The organism is Bdellovibrio bacteriovorus str. Tiberius (assembly GCF_000317895.1).
Taxonomy (GTDB): Bacteria; Bdellovibrionota; Bdellovibrionia; order Bdellovibrionales; family Bdellovibrionaceae; genus Bdellovibrio; species Bdellovibrio bacteriovorus_F.
Genome location: NC_019567.1, coordinates 2,986,513 through 3,013,225, shown reverse-complemented (window position 1 = coordinate 3,013,225; position 26,713 = coordinate 2,986,513). Strand labels below are relative to the sequence as shown.

Genomic DNA, 26,713 nt, shown 5'->3' with positions numbered 1-26,713 from the left:
CAAGGACTGCGACCTAGCCTTTGATAGGAGTGTTGCCAGGGTCTTCTGATTCACCTTCGCGGTGGCTTTGTTCGGCACGCAGGGCGATCTTGCCTGTGATACCAACCCATTCAGGGAAGAACACCATAAGGCAGAAGTAGATGATCACGGAGATTCCGGCAACTGCCAAAAATCCAAGTACAAACCATAATTCCATGATAAAGCTCCTTTTGCTGCCTTCAATATAGAACAGTTCAGAGCTTTTTACCAGAGACGGGCTTCACAATCACTAGCACAAAGGTAACAAAAAGCGGCTTTGGACCAGAGAGTCAATGCTGTTTCTGGGCTTCCGCCTTTTCGACTTCCAGAATGTATTTCTTGGTGGCTTCCGGAAGCTCTTTCCACATACGCAAAGCCAGGATCAACCCCAGTCCCGCAAACGGGATCAGGAACAGAGGCCAGTAGTGCCAGTTCTTTGCTGACAGATACCCAATTGAAAGAGATTGCAGGCCTGATCCAAGATACACGCAGCCATCCACAATACCCGATGCGGTGGCAGTCATTTTTTTGCCGCCAAAGTCAGCAGCGGCAGTTCCCGACATCAGTGAATGCACGCCGATCACCGCCAGGGTCATCAGCACGGCTGCCAGGCCGAACATGGTTGGATTCTTTGTCAGGAAGAAACACATCGCGATCAAAAGGAAAATCATGATGAAATTGTTGATTGCCGCTGGAGGCCCGCGACGGGACTGGAACATTTTGTCTGAAACAAGTCCTGCGATAAAGCCGCCCAGAACCCCGGTCAGGCACAGCAACAGACCCCAGTTTTTGATAAAGAACTCAGATCCTGCATAGAATGCCGGATTTGTTTCTTTGGTTTCATTGGCGAAGATTAAGTACCATTGCATGATGCCGTTACGTAAAACACCCGAGGTGAAATCCACCAGAGCAATCGTGATCATGACAGGGTTGGCAAAAACTTTCTTGAAGATCAAACCCATGGTGATTTTGACATCGTCATCATCACCAGAAGAGGCGTCGGCGGTGTCAAATTCATCGAAGTTGGCTTCTTTGGGGGAGTCCTTCAACAGGACCATGTCAATCAGGGCCCACACGATCAGGATAAAGGCCGGAATGGTAAAGACCAGCCAGGTTGCATCGGTGGCCCCGGTATCAATGGCGAAGATATGCTGGATGAAATCCTGGAAGGCGGTGCGAGGCCCTTCGGGATTCAGTTTTGAGGCATCCACAATCGCCTGACCCCAGTCGAAGGCAAAATAGACACCGAAAGAAATCAAAGTGCCGAAGATGGCGCCAAAGATCCCGCGCTCGCGCACGTGGAACCAATAAGCTTTCACTTTGATGATGGAAACGGCACCGTAACTTTGAAAGAACATGTTCAAGGCATACAGAACCGAGAAGGCCACGACCATATTGGTTTTCAAGCGGCCCATAAGATAAAGATAAGTAGCGCCACCCATCAACAGATTCATCAACGCTGAACCCAGGGTGGCAATGATGATTCCTTTTTTTCCGCCGATGCGATCCACCAGAGGGCCGTTAATCAGAAATGACAAACCGTAAACGATGGTGCCGGCGGCAAAGATGATCCCGAACTGTTCTTTGGTCATCATGTCGCCCATGGCGTTCTTTGACACATTCAGATTGTAGCGGGCCATGTACAGGAAGGCATAGCTCATGCCCAGTGGGAACCAGTTGACGAAGCGCCTGAAGATAAATTTTTTCGAGTGATTCAGAGGGTTGTTATTGAAATACAGAAAGATGACGGCGGCTAGACAGATGCTCACGAGTAAAAGGGCCATGGCGTCTCCGATACGTTTTGCGGCCACAGTAGGACTAAAACTTCAGCTTGGCAAACGATAGGTTGGAATATGAATGGATCTACGAAATCCACCGGGGGGATTGGGGGCATTTTCTTCAATCCTACGGAAGGCTTAAATCTATGGAAAACTGTCCAGGTCGTTGACAGCACTCTCAGAATGACTGAACCACTTTGGGTAATTTTGGGTATTTCGGATCCCGGGTGTACATTTAGGGAAAGATTCTGCCAGGAGGGTAGTATGAAAAATATGTTCTTAAAGACAGTAAGTCTTGGCGCGATGGTGGTGATCGCCGCTTGCAGTCAGAAAGTGTCAGAGTCCCCGTCGGACTCGTCAGCCTCAGGGCTGGGACAAAGCAATGCTGAAAAGGCTGTCGTCAGCTTCAACCTGACAGATGCGCCGAACAAGGACTTGAAATCCGTGGTGGTCGATATTGATCACATGGAGGTTGTGGTCGCCGGGGCAGGCAAAGCCGGAAGGCTTATTTTGGCCCAGGGGCTGGGGCCTGTGGATTTGCTGACTCTGCAAAACGGGGTGACCCTGCCTTTGCAGGATGTGGAAGCGCCAGCCGGGATTCGCATTCAGCAGATTCGCCTGGTTCTGAAACCATCCGGACACTATGCCGTGAAAGGTGACGATTCTGTCTGTGAATTGAAAACGCCCAGCGCCCAGAAAACGGGTGTGAAAATCATCCTGACTAACAAAGTGCAGTTCGAGGCTGGTCATCACTACAATATTGTGGTGGACTTCGATGCGCTTAAATCCGTAGTTGTGCAGGGAAATGGCGGCTGTCTGCTGAAGCCTGTTTTGAAACTGAAGTCGGCTTTCAAAACTCCGATCGTTCAACCCGAACCTCCAGTTGATAACGGTGGTGACACCGGTTCTGGTGGTGAAGACAGTGGCAGTGGTGAAGAGCCATCTGAGCCTGTTGTTGAAGAACCGGTGCAGCCTGAACAACCTGCAGTTGGAGAAGAAACCGGCAGCAATGAAGAATCCGGTGGTGAGTCATCTGAAGGTGAAGAGCTTGTCACTGAACCGGAGCAGAATGATCCTTCAGACGATGGTTGGGATTATACGCCAATTGTCGATGGTGAGGACTATCCTGTTGTGACCCAGGATGAACTGGGCCAGCTTCTGTAAAAATATGTGTGAACCCACCTTCTTCGGAAGGTGGGTTTTTTCTTTTGGGGTTGCCTGCATGAAATGGCGTCGGCATCATTAGGGCATGACAGACACAGCATCCATTCCCGGCACCCTGACCAAGTCTTTGAATAACGCCCAGGCCCTTCATCGGAAAGAGCAGCGTTTGAATCTGCTTCTGACAAGATGGCAGGCGAAACTGCAACGTCATCAAAGCGGGCGCCTGGTTTCTGGACTGCTGTTCTTTGCCAGCTTAATTCCATTGTCAATGAATGCCGAGGCTCGTGTCGGCTTTGCAGTTCCCGCAGTTGTTCTTTTGGTTTTCATTTATCTGGTGATTCGCACCCGCAATATCGGCCGCCATTTACTGCATTTACAAAGACTGCAACAGTTCGTGGGGCGCCAGAAAAAGCGCTGTCAGGGGCAAATGTCCGGGCGCAGTTGGAAGCAGGCGCTTGACGCTTCCGCGGAATATCCCCTGATTCGCGATCTGGGGTTGGTGGGGTCTCATTCCCTGTGGACGGTACTGGATGAAACTTTCTCGGAGGGTGGCTTGCGCCGCCTTTTGCACTGGATGAGTGTTGCGCCGTTAACTCCGGACTTATTGCAGAAAAGACAGCAGCAGATTCAGGCCCTGCGTCCGCAATCGTGGTTCTTTACCCGTCTGGGGATTCAGGCCAACTCCAACGAACTGAATCTTTCAACCCTGCAGATTCAGGAATTTTTGAAAAACTCTTTCGTGGGTCCCCAGTTTGTGAAACTGTTCGTGGCCAATCTTGTATTGTGGGTTCTGACGGTGTTGTTGCTGGTTTTTGCCGTGACCACCAAAACTGCCCTGCCGACGATTCTGTTTGCGGCATTCCCACTGCTAAGTTTGTTCAGCCTGGGGTCGGTGGGGCGTGCGTTCATGCAGGGAACGGGTCTTTCCCATCACCTGTCGGCCTTGGCGCCATTGTTTTTGTCCATTGAAAAGAAATGCGAAAGCAGCCCGGCTCTGGCACAGTTGTGCGCACAAATTTATAAAGTTCGCCCTTCACGAACTTCCCAAAAGCTCGATACTGTTCTGGGGTTCGTGGGAACGCAGACCAATCCGATTTTGCATTTCATTTTGAATGCGATGTTGCCGTGGACAGTGACCTCGGTTTTTTTCCTGGAACGCCTGCGCCAGAAAATGGTGAAGGACTTCCCGCAGTGTGTGGAAGAGCTTTCCGAGTTTGAAGTGCTGGGATCCCTGTTGATTTTTGATAAGTATCAGACACAAACTTATCCGGTCTTAAACGGAGCGATGAATCTGCAGTGCAAGCAGGTGTTCCATCCTCTTTTGGATCGCAACAAAGCTGTGGCCAATGATTTTGGGTTCCCGCACAGCAAATCGCTGGGTCTTTTGACGGGATCGAATATGTCAGGCAAGTCGACCTTCCTGCGTACTATGGGGATCAATCAGATTCTGGCCAATATGGGGGCGCCGGTCTTTGCCGACAGCTATCAGACTGTGCCGATGAAAGTGGAAACCTGTATTGAAGTCAGCGATTCCCTGCGTGATGGATATTCGTATTTCTATGCGGAAGTTCGTCGCCTGCGCGATATTCTGCAGACCGCAGCCACGAACACGCCGGTGCTGTATCTGATTGACGAAATCTTCCGCGGAACCAACAACCGCGAACGTCAGATTGGTTCGCGTGCAGTGATTCAAACTTTGGCCAATGAAAAGACTTCTTTGGGCTTTATTTCCACTCACGATCTGGAACTGACCGTTTTGGAACAAAGCAGTCCGTCGGTGATGAATCTGCACTTCCGTGAAGACATCGACAGCTCCGGTAAAATGGTTTTCCATTATCATCTGAATCAAGGCCCATGTCCTACGACCAACGCCCTAAGAATTATGGCCGCTGAAGGTATAAAGGTAGATGAAGTCTGATCCGAATTTTCTCGGGTAAAAAGCAGTGCTTGTTGGCATCACAGGCACTATGAAGACTGTTTTCAGCTATACTATGAATGAAACGGTACTTTTGGAGTTGAAGCGCAAATTTGGATTTTTCTTGATTTGTATAGCTTAAGTTTTCAATCCAAAAGGGATCGTCCGAGACGGGACTTGGCCGAAGGGTCGGGGCCCGTTTCCATTTTGGGTTTAGGTGATTTTTCTGAGGATGAAGCCTTGGGTAGAGAGGGACTGCACGAATTTGCCTTCTACTATCAAACCGTAGGGGGCGCAGATTTCTCTGAGGCGGTCTTCAGTAATCGGAAAGAACATGGAGCGCAGTCTTAAGGGGAAATTTCTTAAAGCGTCTTCGGGCATGCCGTTGTATTTGGCCCAGAAGTAAGTGGAAGCGATGTGTTTGTCGCCTACCGGGTCGGCTTGTTTCATCATATCAATGACAATTAATGGTGCGCCTAGTTTCAGCATTCCCGCCAGTGCGGCGAAATACTTTTCTTTTTGGCCGTCATCGGGCAGAAAATGTGACACCAAAACGGACAAGGCTCCGTCGTACATTTCGTCAGTGTGGTAATCCTGGATGGTTGATTCGAAGAAACGCAGATTGCTTTTGAACTTTGTTTTTTGTGTACGACTGACCGCTGTGGCGATCATGGCGGCGGAAGGTTCAATCCCATCCATGCGCCAGTCTGGGTGCTGTGTGCCCAAGCGTAACATCTCTTCACCGGTGCCACTGCCAGCCACCAGCAAATGAGGGGCCGAGGCAAACTCGGTGTGCAGTACAGAAGCCAGCAGGTCCTGGATCAGATCGTATCCGGGGATCTTGCGGCGAATGTCCTGGTCATAATCCTGAGCTACGGCAGTGTCGAAGTTTTTCATTGCTGAACTTTGATCTGAAGGCCAAAAAACTGTCAATAGGTTCACATTCGCGGGACCTAAATGGTGCTGATTTCTCATCTGTGTTTCAGTCGGTTTTCATCTGGCGCGTCTTCGTCCGGGGACAGTGTCAACAATCTGCAATACCCCGCTCTCGGCCATTGTTATATTGAGGAAAAAGCGGGAGGTCTGCGATGAGAAGAATATCAACTCAGCTTATTTTTTTGGGATGTGTCTATCTGATTCTCGGGGCCACCGCCCTGGCATTTGCTTCGGCGGCGACCTTGGCATCAGTGATGGTCCTGGGGGTGGTTTTGTTCTGCGTGGGTGTTGCCCAGATCGTGTACGGGATCCAAGGGCGCAAGGAAGGGCAGCTGTGGCCTCATTTGGGGTTGGGATGTCTGGCGCTGGTGTGTGCTGCCTTGATTGCTCGCAACCCGATTGAAAACACTTTAGGACTGACCTTGGCTGTCAGCTTTCTGCTGATCGCCAGTGGGCTGACGAAGTTTATCGGTGCCGTAACCGAGCGTTCGTTGGGCTGGGGGTGGTTCGCGGGCAGTGGCTTGATCTCGCTTCTTTTGGGTGGATTGATACTGGCGACGTTCCCGGTGTCGGCGTTCTGGACTATTGGAACGCTGGTGGGTGTGGATTTGGTCGCGGCAGGGATTGCCACCATGGGCCTTGGTATTTCGATCAAAGAGATACGCGAAGACCTGCGTGAAGCGGGTTATAACAGTTCCAAGATGACCAAGGCGGATCGACGTCACTATGAACGGGACCGCGACGAGGATTCTCGCACGCCGCCGCTACATTAAGTTGAAAAAAGACCGGGGGCTGCATTAATGTAGCCTCATGGCAAAACGCAGAAGCACAAAAAAGCCTCTGACCGAGGCGCAAATAGAGGTCAATCACTTCGTCAAGGATCTGCAAATCCTGGGCGAGCAGCCTGTTTCCCGCAAGCATGCAAAACTGCTGCTGGAAGATTATCCTTTTGATGGTGCGATGCTGAATGCCAGCGCAGTTTACCGCAAAAGCCGCGAGCTTTATCTTTCATTGGGTGGCACGTTCACTGCCCGTGTGTGTTCGACGATGCGTTCTTTAAGTGCGCAGGATCTTTTCAAGGACAATATCGAGTTCACGCCGACAGCGGCAGAGCTTGTATGGTTTCGGGACTTCCACCACGAGGTGGCCGATCCGTTGAATGAGATTCAGTCCTTGATGCGCTTTAATGAAATATCTCTTTTCCATGAACAAAATCACCGCGTGATCTGGCGTCTATTGCCACCAGCCCCGACAGAACAGCGGGATATCAGCCGCTATCTGAATTTCGCGGAAAGTCTGGTCGTAACCCTGGATCTGGCCTTGGGAGATCAGCTGGGTAAAAAGGTCTCGCCGGTTTATGAGCGCATGAAAGTGATCTATCGTTCGGGCGGGGAAGACACCTGGATGCAAAAGTCCAAGGCGGAATACCGTCAATATCTGCTGGCGATGTTTGTTTCAACTTACTATCTGCTGGAAATGATCAATCCCGAAGACATTCTGAAAGCCGTTGACTATGTTTTGCCGGGTCAGAAAAAGAGGAACAAAGACGCCGTTCGCCGCGGGCTTGAGCTGAGTGAGCTTTTCACCCGGGTCACCAATCCCTTGTGGCAGGATCGTTACTGGCAGACGGCGTCGACCAAGCTTCAAAAAATGCATGCCGACTCAACAGAAGATGCTTTGTATTTGCCGGAAGATCCGCTGGACTTTGAGGATTCTGAATTCTTCTTTGTTTACCGGGTGTTTGATTACTTCGGTCTTTGATCCTGAAAAGAGTCCAGTTCCTGTGTCTTGCCAGATGTAATTCACAGAAAGTGCCCGGCGACAGTTAAGCTGAGAGGACGTTCCTTTCCATGAAGGGGTAAGAATGATCCGAAAGCTCAGTCTACTGAAGAATCGTGTGGTGCAGTTTTATGATTTCCTCAAGGCCATGGATGAAATGCCCATGCGCCGCCTGTTAGGTGATTTTTACGAGGAAAAAGAACCCCGCCGCAAGGCCGTTCGCCGCGAAACCAAAACCTCGGTCGAAGATCTGCGTCCACAGAAGAATACCGAACAATAACATCGCCACCGCTCGTCACCCGTGCCGAGCGCCACGCATCCATTCGTTGTCCGACTGATTTTGGGCAACTGTCTCATATTCTCTTTAGCAACCAATAATAAAACGTTCAGAATCAAACGGCACCAAGGGCCTATCAACTTGATCATCCAAGGAGGGATACATCATGCGAGTGGCAGTGTCGTCACTGGTTCTGACTTTATTTGTACTTGTCTCCACGACAGCCAACGCCGCTGCCGTCGACTACAGTTCGGCATTAAGCCAACTGAGTCTTTCGGAAATGCGCCAGGCTGCATTGGGAATTTGGAAACATGGAATGAATCCGAAGACCTATTGGACTGACCGTCTGGAAACTTTGTATCGCAGCGGGGGAAATCTTGAAAAGACCCTGCGCCCGCAGGCCAATCAGGCTTTCTTGCGCATGCTGCGGGACCTGCAAATTGGCAGTGTTGATCCGGTGAACGTCGGTCGCGATGTCAAATTGGTGCGACGGGATTTTTTAACGCCCAAGCAGTTTCAAATGATCGCTTTGGCAGCGGGAAATGATGCTCAGAGCTTTGTAAATCTGGTGGCTCCGCAAAACGCTCCTTATATAGGTGTGCAGGCGGCGATGCAGAAAATATATCCCCACTGTATTGATGGCACCTGGCAGGAAATTGTGCCGCTGACGACGCCGTTGCGTTTGTATTCGATTCATCCGGTGATTCGTCAGATCAAGAGCCGTCTGGCTTTGCTGGGCTATCCGATGAACAACCTCGATGATCGCTTCGACGGCGATCTGCTGAAGGCTGTGACAGATATTCAGTGGAACATGCGCATTCGTCCTGATGGCGAGATTTCGCCCAAGGGTAAAGTCTGGTCGTTCTTAAGTGTGTCGTGCATGGATCGTGTCCGTCAGATTCAGGTGGATCTGGAAAAAATGCGCTGGTTCCCGCAGTACTTCGAAAAAAAGTACATCTTCGTGAACTTGGCGATGTCGTATTTCATCATGATGGATGTGGCGACCGAATGGCCCCGGGTGATGAGCTTCCGCACGATCAATGGTCGTCCGGCGCGCAAGTCTCCAACGATGCGTGATGAGATCACCAATGTGATTATCAACCCTTACTGGGTGGTGCCACCTACGATCTTTTATGAAGATAAGGTCAATGACCTGAAAGATCTGACCAGTGAGCAGATTCGGGAATACTTTGATTCCCACCACTATGAGGCCTGGGTGGGTGGCTTCCGCCGCAAGGTGGATCCGACCACGATTGACTGGAAGGGGATCGCGGACGGGACGGTGGATCCGGATATTATCATCCGTCAGCTGCCGCATCTGGGAAATGCCCTGGGAGTGCTTAAGTTTGATCTGACCAACAGCTTTGCGATCTATCTGCATGACACGAATCAGCGGGAGCTGTTTGATACGCCGATGCGCCAGCTTAGTTCCGGATGTGTACGTTTGGAAAAGCCACTGGATCTGGCCGAATACCTTTTGGAGGACACTCCGTGGGACCGGCAGACGATCGCATCGATGATGGCGCGGCCGGGGGAAGTGGTGGCAAAGCCCACCGAGATTCCGGTGCCATCTTACAAGCGCTTGCCGGTGTATACGGCGTATTTAACGTCGATGATGAACTCGGACGAAGTGGTGCGGTTTGTAGATGATATCTATGGTCAGAACAATGCGGTTCTGCGGTATTTGGATGGACGTTTTTAAAGAAGCCCGTTTGGGGCGAAAAGAAGCAGGAAAACTTAACAACGATATATCACAATAGTGAAAGGGGTTCGAAATGTTACTGAGTAGAGTACTCTTGTTCGTTTTAGCAGGGGCGCAGTTCAGCTTTGCGGCACCCGAGGCGGGTAATAAGCCGGATCTTCCAAAACCACCGGCACCTCCGTCTCAGCCTGCACCTCCTCCAGGTGAGACTCAGTATGAGGGGGTGGGGCGTATTGATCAGGTAACACGTGAAAAAGGCGGGGATCTGTATCGTCTGGATCTGATCAAGACTTTGCCTTTGGTGCGTATCGAGGCGAAATCCAAGCTGGGTCGCATGAAAATCTATTCTGTGTCACTGGTGACGGACAAGAATGAAAAAGTTCCGGTGCGCCAGTTGATGGGAGTGAATGTCGATGAGCCGATGGCACCGATCAGTTCCGAGATCTTCCAGACCAAAACCGGCATCACGGCTATCGAGATCCTGACCGAGGCCATGGGCGGTGAGGCCGCTTTGGAAATCAAGGCGTTTTCCACCAAAGAAGCGCCACGATTGGCGTTGGGATCCCGCATTCCGGCGTTTTCCTGCAAGCGCAATCTTGATGCGCTCTTGAAAGACAAGCTGGATCCGGTGCAATTGTGGGTGGGACGCGCGGAAGCGGCAGCTCCGGGTTCTGTCCAGGAAAAATTCGCGGGCAATCAGTTGCGTGACCAGGTAAAGGACTTTATCGCGACCATGAACACCGGTGGCACATATACGTCGACGTCGTATATCCTGACGCTGATGAACTTCTTCGTGGATCAGTACAATGCGGTTCGTGGTGGTGGCGTGTCTGAACCTGCCTATAAGGGTCTTCTGACCGGAACCTACGACATGCTGATTGTTTCCATCCAAAATGAGTTGCCATGCAGAAAGTTCCCAAGTGCAGATCTGATCAAAATGGCGATGGATTTTGCGAAGAAGCACCAGTCCATGGCAGCAGATGCCCGCGGTCGTACACTGTTTGCGACAATGATGTCCAAAGTGCGTGACTATGCTCCGGATCAGTATCGCAAGGAATTGGCAGCGGCCAACATGACCTTCCGTGAAGCTGATGCTGAAGGTACCAAGTACTATAAAATGTACGTGGGCAGCAAAGACGGCGATTTCCTGAAAGACACCAACAAGAACATGAGCGCTTACGCGTTCATGATTGCCGAGCAGGCCTTGAAGGTGGAAGTTAAAATGATGGACATCGAGCAGAAGTATCAGCTGATCGTCGAGTATCAGGCGAAGTACAACTCGAACAACGAGTTCCCTCAGGCAGTGGCGATGCGCTATCTGAATATCCTGTCGGAAGAAACTTTTGGTCACCCAATGTTCTATTAAGAACTTGGGATGCGCTGAAAATAAAAAAGCCGGATCTTTCGGGATCTGGCTTTTTTATTTTGTGCAATCGGGATTAGTTGACGCGCTCAACTTCGCCCAGGGATTTGATACTGCGCACTCTAAGATAGTCACAGTCAAATTCGCCAGTCAGTTTAAGTCGCAGTTTGTGATCTTTTTCCGGAGAACGATAATTGGAGCGGTCAAACTTGATCACCAGTTCCGCAATGTACTCCTGATTGTAGGATCCCGGAGTCATGACCTCGTAGGAGGTTACTTCAATCCTGTCATTTTTACTCAGAACAAAGTTGAAGCGGTTGGAAGTGTCCACCACGTTGAAATAGGCTCTGGTGATCTGAGCCACGCGGGTTTCACACTGGACACCTTTGGAGTCTTTCAAAGCCCAGACATTTTGGGATACAAAAATCAGCCCCGCAATCAGCATCTTTTTTTTCATGGTGACTTCCTGCCTTTATAAAGCGCTTCTACCTCAGCAGCAGGGGAAACGGAATATGAGATTGCAGAAGCGAGGTCGCAGGCAGAAGCCACAGGCAGAATTTACAGGTTCGGAGACCAGCCTCCCCAGGATGGGCAGTAGCGGGCATGGTCCGAGGGGCCGCGCAGAACGCCCCAGCGGTATTCGCCGCGCTCGTTGGGGTTGTTGGAAATCCAGCCCGCGAACAGCCTGCGTTTGAATTCGGCCATGTCCATGGTCCGACTTGAAAGATAGTTCACAACACAGACCGAGTCCTCGGTGATGCTTTGCTGCGGCATCTGGCGGGTTTCACTGGAGGCACTTTGATTTATATAAGGAAAGATCTTGGTCAATTCGGCCTTCTGATCTGTTGTCAGATTTTGTCCATTGTTGCGCTGAAGGATTTCTTTGTAGGTTCTTCTTAGCAGCATCAGGTCGTCAAAGATGCGTTCGTCCCGGCTGGGAGAAGAATAAATATCAAAAGCCTCATAGGACATGCAAGACGGGTATTGGCGTTTGTAGGAAAGAGCTTCGTTAACATAGGACACCCGGTCTTTGAACCCCACACAGACGTTTTCAACCAGACGCAAGATCATCGAGGTGTCGTCCTCTTGCTGGGTGGCCAGGCGGGACTGCAGCGTTTTAGTCCACTTCGATAAAGAGATCTGGAACTGTTCAGTGCTGTATCCCGGGACCTTCCAAACCGGTCTGCTTAAGTATGAAGCCGGCCGCCAGTAGCGAAAGCCCGCGCCGCTGGAAGAACTGAAGTCCCCTTCAAAGACCCAGTTGGGATTGGGCCAGGACTTTCGTTCCTGCATGGTGAAGCCGGAGTGTGATCCCACGACGGAATTGTAAACCAGATAGGGGACTCCGATGGGCAGGATTTCTTTGATCGTCCAAGAGTGGTGGTTCACGGCAGTGGTGGCAAGGACCCCGCCTGCACGGATGGCTTTGCGGTTGATGGCCACCGGATAAGTGTCACCGGGAAGTGAACGGGTGCTGGTGGTTTCATGGATATAGTTCAGGAAGCTTCGCACGCGCTCGATTTCCCGTTGGCGGTCCCAGCGGCTCATTTTGTTTGAAATTCTTGCGCCTGAATAAGTGGGATCTTTGATAACGAAAGGCAGCCGGTTTTCATAGGCGAATATCAGGCGCATCGAATAAACGGCATCGGCGCAGTCGACGCGAAATCCGTAATAGGGATTTGATTGTCCGTTGGGCAGTAGTTGGCGTGAGAAAAAATATTTGTTCCATTCATTCTTGACCCAGGACGAGTATCGGGATTCCCAATCCTGAGACCACTGGTTGACGTCAGCCCACACGGCGGCTTGGGCTTTTGTGCCCATTATGATCGTCGCGATAAGTATCATCATTAGTTTCATGTTTCACTCCGTAGTTAATATGAAAACATGAACCCTTTGGTATGCGCAGGTCCTGTGCAGCAGATCAGTGGACTGCGGACTGTCAGATATTTTGACATTTCAATATGTCGTTCCTCCCATGAAATTCGGTCAACGCCACGTATAAGGCATCCCACTGTAGAGTCACTTGACGCTTTTCACTCTGAAAAAGGTAAAACACAACAGATCGCGAGGGGTTATGAACAGAGTGTAAAGACTGTGAACCCTCGACACCCTGACGGGGGCTGTGCGCGAAATAAGAAGGCGCAGAGGCTGGATTTTCTTTTGCAATGAGCCTTTTCGGGGATTTTGAGATCAAGGGGGATGGATGAAAGCGTTGTGGGTAACTCTGGCATCAGTATTTATCTGTTCAGCGGCAACGGCTACGGAACAAGAGGATATCACCAGAGCGCATCTGCCAAAGATTGATGCTGAAGTGGAATGGATCCTGGGGGACAAGACCCCAAAGCGTGCGACTGGAAACCAAGCCTGGTTTTACGGCAACAAATTCACTTTTGTCTATAACACGGGTTCTCCGGCGAATTCGGCGGATATTTCTGTGGGTTACTTTTTGTACCGCACTTATGACATGTACTGTGCGTTGAAAAAGCAAAAGGCATTCTGTCTGGGTTCGAAGCTGCATGTGACATTTTCGATGAAGGGCTCGGAAGCTGATGCCGGTCGCACGGTCTATGTGCGCACAGCCAAAGGCAGTTTTGCCAGCAATTACCTTCAAGAGGCGCGTCGTCGGTTCTTCGAACACTTGGAAGCCATCGGCGGCAATGTGCCGGATCGCAACCGTGTGTATGCTTTGTTGGATGCAGACAAAATCCTGCGTATTCGCACTGATATGGTTGTGACTTTCGATGACGCCGGAAATGGCAATACTGCATGGAAGAAATTCTTCTATTCCCGTGAAGTTCTGGCTCGCGCGGCGAAGGTGTTGGGGAATATCGTGGGATTTGATTTGAAATCCCGTTCGACTATTCGTTCAACTTCACTTTACAAGGACAAATCACAGTTGCCGCATCTGAAAAGAGCGCAAAGCGGTTCGGGTGGCAGCAAGATTCAGACGGTGGTGTCGGGTCCGGGTACGACAAGTTCTTCCGGATTGTCTTGGGTGGGCAAGAACTATCGTCCGCACTTTGCCATGCGCTCAAGGTACAACGACTGGTCCAGCACCGCTAAATATGCAACAGCTTCGGCTTACGACAACACTGCCAAGATCTACTTGCATGAGCTGGGACACAACATGGGACTGGATCATTGCGGTAAAAACCAGAAGACCCTTTGTACAGATAACTTCTTTAACTTGAATGACGGCCGCTCCACTTTGTTGAATTATCTGAAACAGGTTGGTGGTGTGAAGGTGACTTATGCGTTCTAAGCTGATGATTGTTGCAGGATTGGTTGTGGTGGGCTGGCTTTGGTGCAGCCCTTTGCAGACAGGGCAAGAACCCAAGGCTGCTGAGTCCACCAAATCCTTTGCCGCGGAATCTCAGGTTGAAGAGCCTGAAACCATGACGGAATTTGCAAGCTTTGCTTCTGAAAGCCGCCCGAGGCACGATCATAAACATGAGCCGGGTCACGATTGCGAAGAGTCCCGTCGCTTTGCCGCTGAAGCGGCGGCGGGTAATGATGAAGGTCCCATGAGCAGTGAAGAGATCCTGCAAAGAGAAATGGGCACTGACTGGAAAGAGCAATTTGCCGTGACGGAACAGGATTTTGTGGGAACTGACGGTGAGCCTCTGGATCGTGCCGCATTCTTGCGGGAACAAGATGAGCAGGCTCGGCAAAATGCGACTTTGCCCATGGATTCATTGGCAGCTAAGGCGGGCCGATAATCACTTAACTATTCGCGATCGCCGGGCCTGCTGATTGCCGTGCAGCTTTATCGCAAGCCCGTTAAATCGCGTGCCTGATCAGTTGCAGATAACTCTGAATTTCTCCCAATTTCTTATTTGAGTCGCATCGCTGTGGATAGTGTCAGTGATCCGGCCGCCACCACCCACGGCTGTTAAGTAGTGACCACTGATGGTCTGGATGGCATAAGCACCATAGCCCAGCGAAATCAGTTTGAACTTTTCCCAAGCCTGCAGTTGAGTCGCATCAGAGTGGATCACATCGGTGATGCGTCCGCCACCGCCAACGGCTGTCAGATAGTTGCCGGTCGCTGTTTTAATTCCATAGTTGATCACTGAGTTTCCGTCGCAGGAATCCACCAAAGTGAAGCGTTCCCACGAGCCCACCTTGGTGGCATCCGTGTGAATGACGTCAGTGAGCCGGCCTCCGCCGCCGACAGCGGTGACGTAGTTGCCAAGATAGGTTTTGATCACACACGAAATGGGCGCATTGCAGGCCTGAGCGGCAGGAGCGGCCATGCCCACAAATACAATCGCGGATAGAATAAATTTTATTTTCATTGGTTTCTCCTCGGGTCATCCATGACCTCTTCAGCCCTAGCTGATAGCAGGCGAGGGTGGGATTCAATATTTAGCTTGGGAAAATGTCGAGATAATGCTTCGGCTCGGTCGAGTCCTGTGTCAAAATGGAGGCCTATGATGCAAATTCAAAAACAACTGGTCGATCGTTTCTTTCGTTACCTGGCAGTCAGCTCACAAAGTGATGACAATGCTTTGGCGTTGCCAAGCACTCCGGGACAACAGAAGCTCGCAGAGTTGTTGGCGCAGGAACTGAAAGATCTGGGACTGCAGAATATCGTGGTCGATCAGAATGCCACGGTGACGGCCGTGAAGCCGGGCACGAAAAAAGGTGGCCCGCGCATCGGCTTCATCACCCATATCGACACGGTGGATGTGGGTTTGAGCCCTGATATTCATCCGCAGATTCTGAAATTCACGGGCGAAGATGTCTGCCTGAACAAAAAAGAAAATATCTATTTGAAAGTGTCCGAGCATCCCGAGATCAAACCTTATCAAGGGCAGGATATTATCTTTAGCGACGGCACCAGTGTGCTGGGGGCCGACAATAAAGCTGCTGTCAGCGTGGTAATGACCTTGCTGGCGAACCTGCGTGATGATCAACAGTATGGCGACATCGTTGTGGCCTTTGTACCCGACGAAGAAATCGGCCTGTTGGGTGCCAAAGCCATGGATCTGTCCCGCTTTGAAGTGGATTTTGCCTACACCATTGACTGTTGCGAACTGGGCGAAGTGGTGTATGAAAACTTCAATGCGGCAACCGCCGACATGACGTTCACCGGCGTGACCGCGCATCCGATGTCCGCCAAAGGTGTTTTGGTAAATCCGATTTTGATGGCCCAGGATTTTATGGCGCTGTTTGATCGGGCAGAGACGCCGGAAAACACCGCCGGCCGCGAGGGTTACATCTGGTTTAACGGCATGACCGCCACCCAGCAGGAAGCCAAGCTGACAGCTTCGATTCGGGACTTTGATGTGAACTCTTTTGCAAAACGAAAAGAGAAGCTGGCAAAGGCCACGGAATCGATTCAAGCCAAGTATCCAACCTCCCAGGTGCAGCTTAAGATCACCGACACCTACAGCAATATCAGCTCCGCGATCGGCGAAGATCGCCGCGCGATTGACCTGATTTTTGCGGGTCTTAAAGAGATCGGCGTCGAGCCCAAGGTCATTCCCATGCGTGGGGGCACGGATGGAGCAGCTCTTTCTGCCAAGGGAATTTTGACTCCGAATTTCTTCACCGGTGCTTTAAACTTTCACTCCAAATACGAGTTCCTGCCCATTCCGTCGTTTGTGAAGTCCTATGAACTGGCCGAGAAAATCTGCCTGCTGGCGGCTCGCTGAGCAGAAAAGAAGGATTCTTGGTTTTGATCTCAAGTTATTGATATTACTTATGTTTGTGATGCCCGCAATAAAGGCATCTGAGCTGGGCCTGGGCTCATCTGCGTGAGGGTAAAAGTTTTCTCCGCAGTCTGAAAGTCCAAAGAAGTACTTGAAAACAGGGGGTAAAACCCCTATAAAGGAACCTCACTTCAAGTGAGACCGTGGTTCCGTAGCTCAGCTGGATAGAGCATCTCCCTTCTAAGGAGAGGGTCGTACGTTCGAGTCGTACCGGAATCACCAATTTTTTTCGCCCGAACGTCAGACCTACTGATTATATTTCCCAAATAAAAACTTAGAAATTTCAGTAGCTTGCACGAACGCACCAATTCGTTCGGATATTAGGAAGAGTGGACCAGTCGATTGCCGTCCGAACTCTTCCCACAATATTATTCCGCAAACTAAGCACCCTATTTTATTGAAGACTTATTTTTTGTTATCCAAAGCTAGCGATGACGATAACTCTTCAAAAGCCGCAGTCTGCGCCAACAGTTCCGCAGCAACTTGTTTTGATGTCGCCACAGCATCCGCGCCTGCCATAAAACGTTTTGGCGGTATTGTTTGCCTAGCGATTTCTATCAAAGCATTGGCGAGCTTTTTAGGATCGCCACCTTGGGTGCCTGCCATACCACTCCACCCTGTTTCCATTTGTTCTCTTTTTTCTTTATAGGCCGCCTGAGGATTAGAACCAAAAGTCATGGATTTTTTAGACAGAAGATCCGTTCTAAAGAATCCAGGATTCACAATTGTCGTGTTGATTCCGAATTGCGCTACTTCAGATTGTAAAGACAACATCCAACCTTCCACCGCAAATTTTGATGCCGCGTAAGCTGATCCGAATTCTATTCCGACCAATCCGGCAGTCGAAGAGATCGTGATGATATGCCCAGATTTTTGTTTGCGCAAAACCGGAAGAACCGCGCGCGTAACATTGAGTGGTCCATAGAAGTTAGTATTCATCTGTCTTTCAATGTCGGCTTGAGAAAGATCTTCAAAATAACCAGCGTAGAAATTTCCGGCATTATTCACTAAGACATCAATTCTGCCGAAACGTGAAACCGCCTTTTCAACGGCTGCGTTTGCATCAGATTGCTTCGTAACATCCAATGCTACAACCAGCAGATTTTCAGATTTCCCCAATGCTTCCTCAACTTGTTTGATATCACGACCTGTCGCGACCACAGAATAACCTGCTGCGAGCGCCGCCTTACCAATATCGATTCCCATTCCGCGCCCAGCACCTGTAATGAACCAAACTTTTTTGTTGCTCATAAAAGTCTCCTGTTTGATTTATTATTTAATATTTTTACTAAAAAACTCGATGATTTTTGGCATCGTCTTCACGACATCTTTGTCATAAAGGCTCATATGAGTGCCGCCCTTAACTATGAACAGTTCCTTCGGACCTTTCGCCAATTTTACGCCTTGTTCGCTATGCCATTTTGATCCGGCTTCACTTCCTGCGATCATCAATAGAGGCTGAGTTAATAACGTTCCGATTCGATCAAATGCAGAGAAGGCGTAAATTTTATCAATGCTTGAGAAAAGTAATCTGTTCGTTGAGTTTGGATGCAACCAGCGATTTGACAATCTGTAATATTCGCTCGCTTCGATCATGTCTGGTTCTGTCACTTTATCAGTAGTGTCAGGAACGTAAGGGATCAACATCGCCTCAGAGCCATTGGCCTCTGCTGAGCGTTGCTTTGCCACCGCCTCTAGCGTCTTAATTTGTGTAGCTACTGATTCAGTATTGCGCCAACCCTGACGGAAGCCAGCTCCAATATCCACGGCGCTCACTGTTGCAACGGCTTTAATTCGGTGTTCTGTTATAGTGGCACCTACGGCGTACCCACCGCCGGCGCAAATTCCCAATGCTCCGATTTTATTTTGATCAACAAAAGACAAAGATGAAATGTAGTCGACGGCACTTCTTACGTCTTCGACTCTCGAAGTTGGATCTTCCAAACCTCTAGGTTGACCTTCACTTGCGCCCTGATAAGCAGCATCAAATGCCAGAGCCACGTAACCTTGTTGCGCCAATCTGTAAGCGTAAAGGCCAGCCGTTTGTTCTTTAATCCCGCCGCCAGGATGCACGACGACGATAGCCCTATACTTTTTTGATTCATCTAAATCCGACGGTAGGTAAAGCATTCCCGCTAATTTCAAATTTAACTTCTTGAACGTGACTGCCCTTGTCTTGACGCTTGTGTCTTCGCTTAAGGCCTTATTAAAGTCCGCCATGGTGACGATGATTGAAGAACTCGCAACAGCTTGCTTCTTACTCGAGGTACTTTGCGCCATACTTACAACGCTCAGTAAAGATGCGCCAAGCATAGTCAAAACCTTCGTTGTCTTATTTGTTTTCATAGAGATCTCCTTGTTTTTTACGTTTTCTTATAGCTTAAGGTTACGCTCAGTTGAGGTTTCCTAAAATAGCGTATATATTCATGTTACGTTAACTGGAGGTTAATCATGGATAGGAACCAACTAGACGGGCTTTTAGCTCTCAAACTGGTAGCGGAGAAACGAAATTTTACGGCTGCCGCGAAAGAACTAGGCGTTTCACCTCCGGCCATCAGTAAAATGATCAAACAGCTCGAGCAAAGACTAGGTACGACGCTCTTGACCCGAACTGCAAGAAGCACCAGTCCGACAGAAGCTGGAGAAGCTTTTTTGAGCCAGGCGGCTCCCGCTCTGGAACATATTTTGACCGCTATGAAAGAAGTGGGAAGCCTTGGAGGCAAACCGACAGGAAAATTGAGACTAAACGTTCCTACTATGATCTATCCGAATTATCTGAAAAAGATTATTGCCTCTTTTACCAAAAAATACCCGGATGTCTCTGTCGAAGTCTGTCTAGAGAACGCCGCTACTGATATTTTTGCGCGTGGCTTCGACGCTGGCATTAGGGTTTCGGATATACTTGCGAAAGACCTCGTCGCCATCAAATTGTTTGGGCCCATCCGCTTTGTTGTTGTGGGATCACCCAAATATCTCGATAAAATGGGACGACCCAAACATCCCAAAGAACTGTTATCTCATAACTGTATTCGCGTGGGCGTGGGTGAACGGATATATGGGAACTGGGAATTTGAAAGCCGAGGGAAGGCATTGCGAGTGGAAGTGAAAGGCTCCCTCATCATGAATGATTCCATTCTTGCTTTGGATGCAGCGATTGACGGAACAGGCCTCCTATATATCACTGAGGATGCCGTGAGCGACAAACTTAATTCTGGCAAGTTGGAAGTTGTACTAAATCAATTTGCACCAACAAGCTCAGGGTATTACCTCTATTTTCCTCAACGTTCGCAGGTTCATCCAAAACTAAGAGTTTTTATTGAACATCTGAAGAGTTTTCCAATCGAGTAAGCCTCTTCTTCACATGCCGAGTATTGTTATTCTCCAAAAAATTCGGCGATCCCCATGTTTCGGTGCGCGATTCGTAAATGATACGCGCTTGAGCTTTCCAAATAGCTCGCTGAATAGAATCAATGTTGTGAACACCAGCAAGCGCAGTGATAACACTCGCACTCCAAAAAATCAGATTACCTAAATTCATACTTTCCTCCTTTTGAAATTTTCAGATGGCCTTCTTCAAATCGAGTCACAATGTTTTGCAAAGCAGCCCAACTCCATGACTTGCCTTTCCGCGATGGTATTGCCTTACGATTAAGCTCTTTAACAATTTCATGAGTGGTTTTCTTTGAGGCCCAGCGTTCATGGATAAGAACTAACGTCGGGAACTCACGTGGATCTTTAACGATCTCGCCTTCAAGATAACAAAAGCCATAGTAAGGACGAGCGCCTTGCTTACCCCGCTTGATTTGACGCACATGTGTCGCTTGGGAAAGCTTCTCACGCGGCTCAATTCCTGCCCGCTCTAGGCGCAATCTGACAAAAGACTTTGAGCGCCCAATTAGTTTCGCAATATCAGCGATGGATTGACCATTTTGGTAGGATTCGATGACTTTTTGGGAAATTAGAGGATCTTCTTTAAAGAAAATCTTAATAGTATCGATGGGATATAAACGTTCGGATATTGGGAATCTAGGATCACCATTTTTCCTTAGGCCAAATATCATTTATCTTGTGACTTATTGTATTTCTCGATTGCGGTCTTGCATGTGTTTATAATGCGTTGATACTGATCATCGTTGGCCATAGCTTCAGTCTTTGCCCACTTCTCAATGGCACTAAGATTTACCATTCGTCTTTCGCAGATTTCACGGGCTTGATCCAGCCCTTGAGGATCTTTGCTTGCTATGTAGTGAAGTAGGCGATCCATCACGGATTGAGTTGGGCTCAAAATGCGAATAGCGCCACCCTCTATTTGTTGCTCTGGGATGTGTTCATATCGAATTGGAGAGCCACCCAGATTTACGGGGCCAGTGGGAAATTCGACTAATATTTTTGTATCAGGGTGGGTTAAATGCTTATGTGTCTGTTTGGCTTTTTTGAATCCAATTATTGCCATTACTTCCATAATTTTTTGGTGATCGGCAGGGCTTATGAAATCCAAATCTCTGGATTCATAAAAATTGGTATCCGTATAAATTGTAACAACAGAGCCGCCAGAAAGTACCGATATGATTCCATGAGATTTGAGGTGTTCAGATATGATGACGGCCAGTTTTGCAATTGAGATGTTTTCATCGATTTTATTTTGATCGCTCATAAGCTCCACCTAATTTTTTCCCGCGACTGCGTGGTCTTTTGCGAATGAGATAGAAGTCAGGGTTGGATTCTTTGGGCATATTTGTGTCGATGTATTTTTCCAGCAATGCGCGCAGTTCGTTTTTGATAGGCGAGCGAGGGTTGAAGAAGTAAATGCGTAAATTTCCAATCTCGCGGCTTGAAAGAATTCCTGCATCTTCTAGTTTGGTTAGTTGTTGGTAGAGTTGAGTTTTTGAAACATGAAATGCTTTGGCCATTTCGCTTATCGCAGCCTCTTCATAGCGAGCTAGAAAAAGCAGTGCAGATGCGGCAGTCTGGTTTCCGAATAGCTTATCTAACATCATATAATCTCCTGCTTTTTATTATAGCAGTTATCGTCATTAAATCAGTAATGATTAACATTAAATTAATATTATTCGACAGTAAATTAAGTTCGATAATATCGTAAGATATTGATATTATTTATATTATATCTATAGTATTATAACATATTAAAGAGCCGTGATGGTATTAAATCAAATATATGAGATTTGATGGCAGCGTGGGGAAACCCAATGCCCCTAGGCCACGTGCCTCTTCTGTAGGCTAGCGCACAAGGCAACGCCGCCAAGAATCACGTACCACAATGTCAGAATCCACAACAGCAACAACGGCAGGGCTGCAAAAGAGCCATACAGCTTGTTATAAGCGAAGAACTTTTTAGCAAGAAGCACATAGCCTTTGTGAACTCCGAACAGGGTCACAGAGGCTAGAAACGCGCTGATAAACGCCGCCCGGGTTCGCACATGAACATCCGGAACCATTTTGTAAACCAAAAACAGCGTTCCGACCAGCACCAGCGAATTTGAAACCTTTGCCGGAATCAGGCTGTGCACAAACTGAAACTGTTCAAGCGACGTAAAGCCCACGTAAATAGCCAGGAACACCGGGATCGCCAGGACAAGGCCCCAATGATAGATCAGGCGTTTATAGAACGGTCGGGTGTTGCGCTGGTTCCACACACGGTGAATACCGACCTCCATGTCGTGGATCAGACGGATGGACGTGATGAACAGGAACACAGCACCGGCGGTACCAAGTTTGCCGGCGTTCACGTTTTTCAAAACGACTTTCATCATTTTCGTGAATCCGCTGCCTGCGGCTTCTTTCATGTTTGAAAGCAGCAACGCTTCGACTTTAGGGTAAAAGGCCTCAAGGCCCCCGATGGACTGAAAGGTCGCCAGAACTACGGCGATAAAAGGAACCAATGCCAGAGCAGTTGAAAAAGACAGGGAGGCGGCCACCAGCTGCAGCTCGCCATCGCGCATTTGTTGAATAGTGTCCTTGAGCACACTCCAAAGTCGTTTAAACAAAATGAAGTCCAGTTCCGCGGTTGCCCGCTGCACATCCTGCGCGGACGCGCTTAAAGCCAAAATCTCGTTTTAACGGCAAAATCGTTTCCTTGTCTTTCGATCTGAGCAGCGTCGCAGTAAGGATCGTGCTCAAAGAAAAGATACCATGATTGGTCGGCCGCTTCACCTAGATACTTCTGTTTTTCTTCGATCAGCATCAGCGGGTGCAGGTCGTAACCCATCACCCAAGGCAGTTTCACGTGTGTGCTGGTGGGAACCATGTCACCGCAATAAAGCAGTGTCGTGGATCCATCGGTGATCTTCACCACCTGTTGCGCCAGAGTGTGGCCGTTGCTGATGATCGCGGAAATGCCCGGCAGGAAGTTGTCTTGGGCGCCGTCCATGATGTTCAGTACGCCGGCATCAATCAAGGGCTGGAAGTTGGCAGCATAGTAGCTGGCCTTTTCACGCACATTGGGATGGCTGGCGGTTTCAAGATTGCCTTTTTGCACCCAGTATTTTGCATTCGGGAAGGTTGGCACAAGCTTGCCGTTTTTTTCGGTCGTAGCGCCACCGGCATGATCAAAATGCAGGTGAGTCAGAACGACGTGATGAATGTCTTCCGGCTTCAGGCCATGGAACTGCAAAGACTTCAGCAGGGAAGGGCCGTCGGATTGGATATTGAACAAGTCCGCAAACTTGCTGCCCATCTTGTCGCCGTACTTGGCGATAAAGTCACCCCCGTTACCGGTGTCGATCAGGATATTGCATCCCGGGGACTTTAACAGCAATCCGCGGGCTTCCATCGAAATGCGGTTTTTCTCATCAGGGGGATTGCTTCTTTCCCAAAGGACTTTGGGAACTGTGCCGAACATCGCACCGCCATCCAGGCCAAAAAGACCCGTGGGGATCGGGCACACCTCATAGGGCCCGATTTTCAGCTTCTTGTTTTCAATTTGAATCGTTGTCTGGCTCATGGGGTTTTTCCTCCACGGGAACGGCTGGGAAAGCATCCGGATTGATCGTCAGCACCCAGCTCTTATAAGCAGCATACACCTCTTGGATCGGGCCTGGGGGATGAACCGGACCTACGTGCAGGATCAGTTTTCCCGGGCGGGGCATGGATTGACCTTTGGGCCAAAGTTCCATCACACCATCCAGATAGGTGAACAACAGCGGTGTTTGCGTGCGCTCTGAAAATATAGATACGCCACGTTTGAATTCCTGAATTTTACCGTCTTTGGAACGTGTGCCTTCCGGGAAGATGATCAGCCACATGCGGGGCAGTTCAGTCAAAAGCTTCAGGATCAGATTGATGGCTTCACCTTTACGGTCTTTGCGGTCAATTGGAATGGCGCCCAAACAGTGCTGGGAAAAGAACATGAACACCGGGTTGCTGAAAAAATAATCTTTCGCCGCCGCGATGTACAGATTCAGCCAGTAACGTCTTGGGATGGAGGCTGCGATAGACACGGCATCCAGGTGACTGGCGTGATTGCTGATGATGATCAGCTTGGGCTGGGTTCTGTAAATTTCAGCAAACGGGGTGCCGCGAACTTCCAGGCGGATATAGAACTTGTACAGGATGTTCTTCAGGATCACAGACCACAGAAAACGCATGCACACACTGAACAAGTCAATGTGGCGGGTGAAAAGCGGCAGGTGCTTCAGATAAGTGGGAAGCTTCGTCCACTGTTCGTTTTCGTAGTTCCAATCCTTCATAGAATTACCGTCATCACGTAATAATAAATCGGCGCCACAAAGATCAAACGATCCATGCGGTGAAGGAAGTCCCCACGGCCAATGATGAACGGGCCCACGGTTTTCATGCCGGCATCACGGCGAACCACAGTCATCAGGTAATCCCCAACGAAACCACCCATGGAAGCCACAAGACCTGAAGCCAACCAGTACTTTTCAGATCCATCCGGCAACAGGAAGCGCATACAACCCGCAAGGAACAGAGTCAGCAGAGCAGATACGATGGTACTGCCGACAGTACGGCGCGGGTTGATGCCCGGGAACATTTTCCAGCCACCAATATAACGGCTGACCGCCAAGTTGGTGTTGTCGCAGAACTCGGTCAGGATCACCAGGTACATAACCTGGAAAACGCCGTTCGGCATTTTCATGATCAGACCCAGGTGCATGAAGGACCAGCCCAGGAAGATGAACGCCAGCAAGGTCAGGGAAATATACTGAATCATGCGTTTGTACGAGTTCTTCACCAGCGGCACCAGGCAGGAAAGCCCCAGTACCACCATCGGCATGGCATTATAAACATCCAGACGGTCATACCAAGCACAGACCCCCAGGCCGATAATGCCGGCATAACAGATCATCACGAAGTAACTGCGATGGAACATCCCCATGATCTGGAAGAAAATCTTTGCCCCCAGAATCGCCAGGGCGGTCAAAGCCACCAAGGGCCACGGTTCCGGCATTCCCATGGCAAGGAACATCAGCGGAGCGGCAATCAGCCAGGATTTGATGCTGGCCCAGGATTGAACGAAGTAATAGTTCTTCTGACGGAAGAAAAAGACGATCAGGCCGGAAGCAAAGATGATCGACAGAACGATCAGAACTGTCTGGCGGTAAATGTGGTTTTCCCAGGCGGTGGGCATGGCCATGCGGATGGGAAGATCCAGATCAAAAAAATCCATTACGAAGGTTCCTCTTCAATTTTGTAGTCTTTGATTTTCTTGTAAAGGCTTGAGCGCGAGATTTGCAAAATACGCGCAGCCTCTTCGATATCCTTGGTCTGTTTCAGGCAGGTCTTGATGGCGTGGGCTTCGAACTCCTCGACCAGATTGTTTAAACCTTTGTTGAAATCAATGACCGTGTAAGACGGGGCCGTGGTTGCAGTGGCTGCTGGCTTCAGCCAGGCGGCCACGTCTTCACCGCGAATAAACGGCAGTGGTGATGTCAGGCTCAGCTGTTCGCACACGCGCTTTAGTTCGCGCACGTTTCCTGGCCAGTTGTACTTTTTCAAAGCTTCCAGGCCGTCTTCAGTGAATGATTTGTTACGGCGCGGGCGTTCAGCATCCAGAAAGTGCGCGGCCAGTTCGTTGATGTCTTCAAGACGGTCACGCAACGGGGTCAGCTGAATGCGCTGGGAAGCCAGACGATACAAAAGGTCTTCGCGGAATTCTCCAAGGGCCACCATTTTTTCCAGCGGTTTGTTGCTGGCCACGATCACGCGGGTTTTCACCTGCGTCGTTTCTTTGGCGCCGACTTTGCGAACTTCGCCGGTTTCCAGGAAGCGCAAAAGTTTTGCCTGTTGGGTCAAAGGCAGAGCCTCGATTTCATCCAGGAACAAATCCCCACCGTGGGCCGCTTCCGTCAGACCCACTTTGTTTTGATCAGCACCCGTGAAGGCGCCTTTGATATGACCAAACATTTCAGATTCAAAAAGATTGTCCGGGATGCTGGCAACGTTCACTGCGATGAACGGGCGTTCGCCTTCTTGTTCATGCAGCAGGCGGGAAACAACTTCCTTACCGCAGCCGGTTTCACCCTCGATCAAAACGGGGCTGGTTTCACCTCGCAGATCCGCGATACGTTTTTTGATTTTTTGGGAAGCATCAGATGCTCCCACCCAACGCGTGGATTTGCGGTTGGAGGCAGGGTCCACACTGCGCAGATCCCACAGGGCTTCGATTTTTTCCAGCACCAGCAGAGTCTCTTCCGGCATCAGGGGCTTGGCCAAAAATCTTTGCGCGCCGGCTTTAAGGCAGCTTTCCATCAGGGGACGGCTCAGGTCCCCGGACATCGCGACGACTTCCAGTTGATTGTTGTGCTTGACCAGCTTTTCGATCACCGTCGGACCCACGGCTTTGGTAGAGCCCGGCTCCAAATGCATATCGACGAAAGCCGCATGATAAAAACGCTCGTACTGAATGGCTTCCAAAGTGGGAGCTGAGAAAACCTTCCAATGGTTCGGCAGGGACAGCTTCAACGACTGATGGATCAGTGGATCATCATCGACGATAAGTAGAGAGAATACTCGAGTTGTTGCCATAGGACTTTAGCATACCCGACGGCCCTTAATTAGCCATCATTAGCACGCCTCGTCACCGT

The 26,713-nt window shown here is 49.6% G+C and carries 28 protein-coding genes and 1 tRNA gene; 12 read left to right on the top strand and 17 right to left on the bottom strand.

The window, feature by feature from the left end:
* Positions 1 to 13: 13 nt before the first annotated feature.
* Both BDT_RS14325 and BDT_RS14320 read right to left on the bottom strand, forming a co-directional pair.
* Positions 14 to 196 carry a hypothetical protein gene (locus tag BDT_RS14325; protein WP_041577907.1) on the bottom strand — a complete coding sequence of 61 codons (183 nt, stop codon included), beginning with the start codon at positions 194 to 196 and terminating at the stop codon, positions 14 to 16.
* Between the two features lie 112 nt (positions 197 to 308).
* Positions 309 to 1,802 (bottom strand): MFS transporter, encoded by a 1,494-nt coding sequence (locus BDT_RS14320; protein ID WP_041577906.1) that lies wholly within the window; start codon positions 1,800 to 1,802, stop codon positions 309 to 311.
* Between the two features lie 258 nt (positions 1,803 to 2,060).
* Between BDT_RS14320 and BDT_RS14315 the strand changes: the two genes are divergently transcribed.
* Together BDT_RS14315 and BDT_RS14310 are read left to right on the top strand one after the other, a co-directional pair.
* A complete protein-coding gene (locus BDT_RS14315; protein ID WP_015091960.1) occupies positions 2,061 to 2,960 on the top strand; it encodes a DUF4382 domain-containing protein in 900 nt (299 codons plus the stop codon).
* A gap of 85 nt (positions 2,961 to 3,045) precedes the next feature.
* The gene (locus tag BDT_RS14310; protein WP_015091959.1) at positions 3,046 to 4,878 is read left to right on the top strand and encodes a MutS family DNA mismatch repair protein; all 1,833 of its coding nucleotides are present in this window, start codon (positions 3,046 to 3,048) and stop codon (positions 4,876 to 4,878) included.
* Positions 4,879 to 5,088: 210 nt separating this feature from the next.
* On the opposite strand, the gene BDT_RS14305 is transcribed toward BDT_RS14310, so the two are convergent.
* Entirely contained in the window at positions 5,089 to 5,772 is a 684-nt protein-coding gene (locus BDT_RS14305) for a class I SAM-dependent methyltransferase (RefSeq protein ID WP_015091958.1), read from the bottom strand.
* A 191-nt stretch (positions 5,773 to 5,963) separates the two neighbouring features.
* On the opposite strand from BDT_RS14305, the gene BDT_RS14300 reads away from it, so the two are divergent.
* From BDT_RS14300 to BDT_RS14280, 5 genes are all read left to right on the top strand, one after another.
* The gene (locus BDT_RS14300; protein ID WP_041577905.1) at positions 5,964 to 6,584 is read left to right on the top strand and encodes an HdeD family acid-resistance protein; all 621 of its coding nucleotides are present in this window, start codon (positions 5,964 to 5,966) and stop codon (positions 6,582 to 6,584) included.
* 37 nt (positions 6,585 to 6,621) lie between these two features.
* Entirely contained in the window at positions 6,622 to 7,572 is a 951-nt protein-coding gene (locus BDT_RS14295; protein WP_015091956.1) for a hypothetical protein, read from the top strand.
* A gap of 103 nt (positions 7,573 to 7,675) precedes the next feature.
* Positions 7,676 to 7,870 carry a hypothetical protein gene (locus BDT_RS14290; RefSeq protein WP_015091955.1) on the top strand — a complete coding sequence of 65 codons (195 nt, stop codon included), beginning with the start codon at positions 7,676 to 7,678 and terminating at the stop codon, positions 7,868 to 7,870.
* Positions 7,871 to 8,033: 163 nt separating this feature from the next.
* The gene (locus BDT_RS14285) at positions 8,034 to 9,569 is read left to right on the top strand and encodes a L,D-transpeptidase family protein (RefSeq protein WP_015091954.1); all 1,536 of its coding nucleotides are present in this window, start codon (positions 8,034 to 8,036) and stop codon (positions 9,567 to 9,569) included.
* 73 nt (positions 9,570 to 9,642) lie between these two features.
* Entirely contained in the window at positions 9,643 to 10,935 is a 1,293-nt protein-coding gene (locus BDT_RS14280; RefSeq protein WP_148278851.1) for a beta-sandwich domain-containing protein, read from the top strand.
* Between the two features lie 73 nt (positions 10,936 to 11,008).
* Here the strand turns inward: BDT_RS14280 and BDT_RS14275 are convergent, their stop codons facing one another.
* Together BDT_RS14275 and BDT_RS14270 are read right to left on the bottom strand one after the other, a co-directional pair.
* The gene (locus tag BDT_RS14275) at positions 11,009 to 11,389 is read right to left on the bottom strand and encodes a hypothetical protein (protein ID WP_015091952.1); all 381 of its coding nucleotides are present in this window, start codon (positions 11,387 to 11,389) and stop codon (positions 11,009 to 11,011) included.
* A gap of 101 nt (positions 11,390 to 11,490) precedes the next feature.
* Complete coding sequence (locus tag BDT_RS14270; RefSeq protein WP_041577904.1) at positions 11,491 to 12,789, bottom strand: hypothetical protein; 1,299 nt, start codon at positions 12,787 to 12,789, stop codon at positions 11,491 to 11,493.
* 346 nt (positions 12,790 to 13,135) lie between these two features.
* Here BDT_RS14270 and BDT_RS14265 point away from each other — a divergent pair, with 346 nt between their 5' ends.
* Together BDT_RS14265 and BDT_RS14260 are read left to right on the top strand one after the other, a co-directional pair.
* The gene (locus tag BDT_RS14265) at positions 13,136 to 14,194 is read left to right on the top strand and encodes a zinc-dependent metalloprotease family protein (RefSeq protein ID WP_041577903.1); all 1,059 of its coding nucleotides are present in this window, start codon (positions 13,136 to 13,138) and stop codon (positions 14,192 to 14,194) included.
* Positions 14,184 to 14,651 carry a hypothetical protein gene (locus BDT_RS14260; protein ID WP_041577902.1) on the top strand — a complete coding sequence of 156 codons (468 nt, stop codon included), beginning with the start codon at positions 14,184 to 14,186 and terminating at the stop codon, positions 14,649 to 14,651. Before BDT_RS14265 ends, BDT_RS14260 begins: the two co-directional genes overlap by 11 nt.
* 78 nt (positions 14,652 to 14,729) lie before the next feature.
* Here BDT_RS14260 and BDT_RS14255 read toward each other — a convergent pair whose 3' ends face one another.
* Positions 14,730 to 15,230: a fascin domain-containing protein gene (locus BDT_RS14255; RefSeq protein ID WP_015091947.1), complete on the bottom strand. Its 501-nt coding sequence runs from the start codon at positions 15,228 to 15,230 to the stop codon at positions 14,730 to 14,732.
* Positions 15,231 to 15,365: 135 nt separating this feature from the next.
* Here BDT_RS14255 and pepT point away from each other — a divergent pair, with 135 nt between their 5' ends.
* Positions 15,366 to 16,592, top strand: coding sequence for a peptidase T (gene pepT / locus BDT_RS14250; RefSeq protein WP_015091946.1), 1,227 nt, complete (start codon positions 15,366 to 15,368; stop codon positions 16,590 to 16,592).
* A 202-nt stretch (positions 16,593 to 16,794) separates the two neighbouring features.
* Positions 16,795 to 16,871: transfer RNA gene (locus tag BDT_RS14245), tRNA-Arg, on the top strand.
* A gap of 183 nt (positions 16,872 to 17,054) precedes the next feature.
* On the opposite strand, the gene BDT_RS14240 is transcribed toward BDT_RS14245, so the two are convergent.
* Positions 17,055 to 17,900 carry an SDR family oxidoreductase gene (locus BDT_RS14240; RefSeq protein ID WP_015091945.1) on the bottom strand — a complete coding sequence of 282 codons (846 nt, stop codon included), beginning with the start codon at positions 17,898 to 17,900 and terminating at the stop codon, positions 17,055 to 17,057.
* 21 nt (positions 17,901 to 17,921) lie between these two features.
* Complete coding sequence (locus BDT_RS14235) at positions 17,922 to 18,995, bottom strand: alpha/beta hydrolase (RefSeq protein ID WP_015091944.1); 1,074 nt, start codon at positions 18,993 to 18,995, stop codon at positions 17,922 to 17,924.
* Between the two features lie 105 nt (positions 18,996 to 19,100).
* On the opposite strand from BDT_RS14235, the gene BDT_RS14230 reads away from it, so the two are divergent.
* Positions 19,101 to 19,997: a LysR substrate-binding domain-containing protein gene (locus BDT_RS14230; protein WP_015091943.1), complete on the top strand. Its 897-nt coding sequence runs from the start codon at positions 19,101 to 19,103 to the stop codon at positions 19,995 to 19,997.
* Here the strand turns inward: BDT_RS14230 and BDT_RS19225 are convergent.
* The 9 genes from BDT_RS19225 to BDT_RS14190 all read right to left on the bottom strand — a co-directional run bounded on the left by BDT_RS19225 (position 19,963) and on the right by BDT_RS14190 (position 26,654).
* Positions 19,963 to 20,187 (bottom strand): hypothetical protein, encoded by a 225-nt coding sequence (locus BDT_RS19225; RefSeq protein WP_148278850.1) that lies wholly within the window; start codon positions 20,185 to 20,187, stop codon positions 19,963 to 19,965. The two genes, BDT_RS14230 and BDT_RS19225, sit on opposite strands and share 35 nt — an antisense overlap.
* Positions 20,174 to 20,710 (bottom strand): recombinase family protein, encoded by a 537-nt coding sequence (locus BDT_RS14225; protein ID WP_041577901.1) that lies wholly within the window; start codon positions 20,708 to 20,710, stop codon positions 20,174 to 20,176. The genes BDT_RS19225 and BDT_RS14225 overlap by 14 nt, the downstream gene beginning before the upstream one ends.
* Entirely contained in the window at positions 20,707 to 21,303 is a 597-nt protein-coding gene (locus BDT_RS14220) for a hypothetical protein (RefSeq protein WP_041577900.1), read from the bottom strand. The genes BDT_RS14225 and BDT_RS14220 overlap by 4 nt, the downstream gene beginning before the upstream one ends.
* Positions 21,287 to 21,646 carry a winged helix-turn-helix domain-containing protein gene (locus BDT_RS14215; RefSeq protein WP_051026317.1) on the bottom strand — a complete coding sequence of 120 codons (360 nt, stop codon included), beginning with the start codon at positions 21,644 to 21,646 and terminating at the stop codon, positions 21,287 to 21,289. Before BDT_RS14215 ends, BDT_RS14220 begins: the two co-directional genes overlap by 17 nt.
* Positions 21,647 to 21,862: 216 nt before the next feature.
* On the bottom strand, positions 21,863 to 22,633 hold the full coding sequence (locus BDT_RS14210; protein WP_235046141.1) for a YihY/virulence factor BrkB family protein: 771 nt from the start codon (positions 22,631 to 22,633) through the stop codon (positions 21,863 to 21,865).
* A gap of 71 nt (positions 22,634 to 22,704) precedes the next feature.
* Positions 22,705 to 23,610, bottom strand: coding sequence for an MBL fold metallo-hydrolase (locus BDT_RS14205; RefSeq protein ID WP_015091940.1), 906 nt, complete (start codon positions 23,608 to 23,610; stop codon positions 22,705 to 22,707).
* The gene (locus BDT_RS14200) at positions 23,585 to 24,355 is read right to left on the bottom strand and encodes a lysophospholipid acyltransferase family protein (protein WP_011165276.1); all 771 of its coding nucleotides are present in this window, start codon (positions 24,353 to 24,355) and stop codon (positions 23,585 to 23,587) included. Before BDT_RS14200 ends, BDT_RS14205 begins: the two co-directional genes overlap by 26 nt.
* Entirely contained in the window at positions 24,352 to 25,296 is a 945-nt protein-coding gene (locus BDT_RS14195) for a phosphatidate cytidylyltransferase (RefSeq protein WP_015091939.1), read from the bottom strand. The genes BDT_RS14200 and BDT_RS14195 overlap by 4 nt, the downstream gene beginning before the upstream one ends.
* Positions 25,296 to 26,654, bottom strand: coding sequence for a sigma-54-dependent transcriptional regulator (locus tag BDT_RS14190; protein ID WP_041577899.1), 1,359 nt, complete (start codon positions 26,652 to 26,654; stop codon positions 25,296 to 25,298). The genes BDT_RS14195 and BDT_RS14190 overlap by 1 nt, the downstream gene beginning before the upstream one ends.
* Positions 26,655 to 26,713 lie beyond the last annotated feature (59 nt).

Excerpts from the sequence above, each read along its gene's own strand:
- BDT_RS14325 (WP_041577907.1), bottom strand. The coding sequence starts at position 196 with ATGGAATTATGGTTTGTACTTGGATTTTTGGCAGTTGCCGGAATCTCC.
- BDT_RS14320 (WP_041577906.1), bottom strand. The coding sequence starts at position 1,802 with ATGGCCCTTTTACTCGTGAGCATCTGTCTAGCCGCCGTCATCTTTCTG.
- BDT_RS14315 (WP_015091960.1), top strand. The coding sequence starts at position 2,061 with ATGAAAAATATGTTCTTAAAGACAGTAAGTCTTGGCGCGATGGTGGTG.
- BDT_RS14310 (WP_015091959.1), top strand. The coding sequence starts at position 3,046 with ATGACAGACACAGCATCCATTCCCGGCACCCTGACCAAGTCTTTGAAT.
- BDT_RS14305 (WP_015091958.1), bottom strand. The coding sequence starts at position 5,772 with ATGAAAAACTTCGACACTGCCGTAGCTCAGGATTATGACCAGGACATT.
- BDT_RS14300 (WP_041577905.1), top strand. The coding sequence starts at position 5,964 with ATGAGAAGAATATCAACTCAGCTTATTTTTTTGGGATGTGTCTATCTG.
- BDT_RS14295 (WP_015091956.1), top strand. The coding sequence starts at position 6,622 with ATGGCAAAACGCAGAAGCACAAAAAAGCCTCTGACCGAGGCGCAAATA.
- BDT_RS14290 (WP_015091955.1), top strand. The coding sequence starts at position 7,676 with ATGATCCGAAAGCTCAGTCTACTGAAGAATCGTGTGGTGCAGTTTTAT.
- BDT_RS14285 (WP_015091954.1), top strand. The coding sequence starts at position 8,034 with ATGCGAGTGGCAGTGTCGTCACTGGTTCTGACTTTATTTGTACTTGTC.
- BDT_RS14280 (WP_148278851.1), top strand. The coding sequence starts at position 9,643 with ATGTTACTGAGTAGAGTACTCTTGTTCGTTTTAGCAGGGGCGCAGTTC.
- BDT_RS14275 (WP_015091952.1), bottom strand. The coding sequence starts at position 11,389 with ATGAAAAAAAAGATGCTGATTGCGGGGCTGATTTTTGTATCCCAAAAT.
- BDT_RS14270 (WP_041577904.1), bottom strand. The coding sequence starts at position 12,789 with ATGAAACTAATGATGATACTTATCGCGACGATCATAATGGGCACAAAA.
- BDT_RS14265 (WP_041577903.1), top strand. The coding sequence starts at position 13,136 with ATGAAAGCGTTGTGGGTAACTCTGGCATCAGTATTTATCTGTTCAGCG.
- BDT_RS14260 (WP_041577902.1), top strand. The coding sequence starts at position 14,184 with ATGCGTTCTAAGCTGATGATTGTTGCAGGATTGGTTGTGGTGGGCTGG.
- BDT_RS14255 (WP_015091947.1), bottom strand. The coding sequence starts at position 15,230 with ATGAAAATAAAATTTATTCTATCCGCGATTGTATTTGTGGGCATGGCC.
- pepT (WP_015091946.1), top strand. The coding sequence starts at position 15,366 with ATGATGCAAATTCAAAAACAACTGGTCGATCGTTTCTTTCGTTACCTG.
- BDT_RS14240 (WP_015091945.1), bottom strand. The coding sequence starts at position 17,900 with ATGAGCAACAAAAAAGTTTGGTTCATTACAGGTGCTGGGCGCGGAATG.
- BDT_RS14235 (WP_015091944.1), bottom strand. The coding sequence starts at position 18,995 with ATGAAAACAAATAAGACAACGAAGGTTTTGACTATGCTTGGCGCATCT.
- BDT_RS14230 (WP_015091943.1), top strand. The coding sequence starts at position 19,101 with ATGGATAGGAACCAACTAGACGGGCTTTTAGCTCTCAAACTGGTAGCG.
- BDT_RS19225 (WP_148278850.1), bottom strand. The coding sequence starts at position 20,187 with ATGAATTTAGGTAATCTGATTTTTTGGAGTGCGAGTGTTATCACTGCG.
- BDT_RS14225 (WP_041577901.1), bottom strand. The coding sequence starts at position 20,710 with ATGATATTTGGCCTAAGGAAAAATGGTGATCCTAGATTCCCAATATCC.
- BDT_RS14220 (WP_041577900.1), bottom strand. The coding sequence starts at position 21,303 with ATGAGCGATCAAAATAAAATCGATGAAAACATCTCAATTGCAAAACTG.
- BDT_RS14215 (WP_051026317.1), bottom strand. The coding sequence starts at position 21,646 with ATGATGTTAGATAAGCTATTCGGAAACCAGACTGCCGCATCTGCACTG.
- BDT_RS14205 (WP_015091940.1), bottom strand. The coding sequence starts at position 23,610 with ATGAGCCAGACAACGATTCAAATTGAAAACAAGAAGCTGAAAATCGGG.
- BDT_RS14200 (WP_011165276.1), bottom strand. The coding sequence starts at position 24,355 with ATGAAGGATTGGAACTACGAAAACGAACAGTGGACGAAGCTTCCCACT.
- BDT_RS14195 (WP_015091939.1), bottom strand. The coding sequence starts at position 25,296 with ATGGATTTTTTTGATCTGGATCTTCCCATCCGCATGGCCATGCCCACC.
- BDT_RS14190 (WP_041577899.1), bottom strand. The coding sequence starts at position 26,654 with ATGGCAACAACTCGAGTATTCTCTCTACTTATCGTCGATGATGATCCA.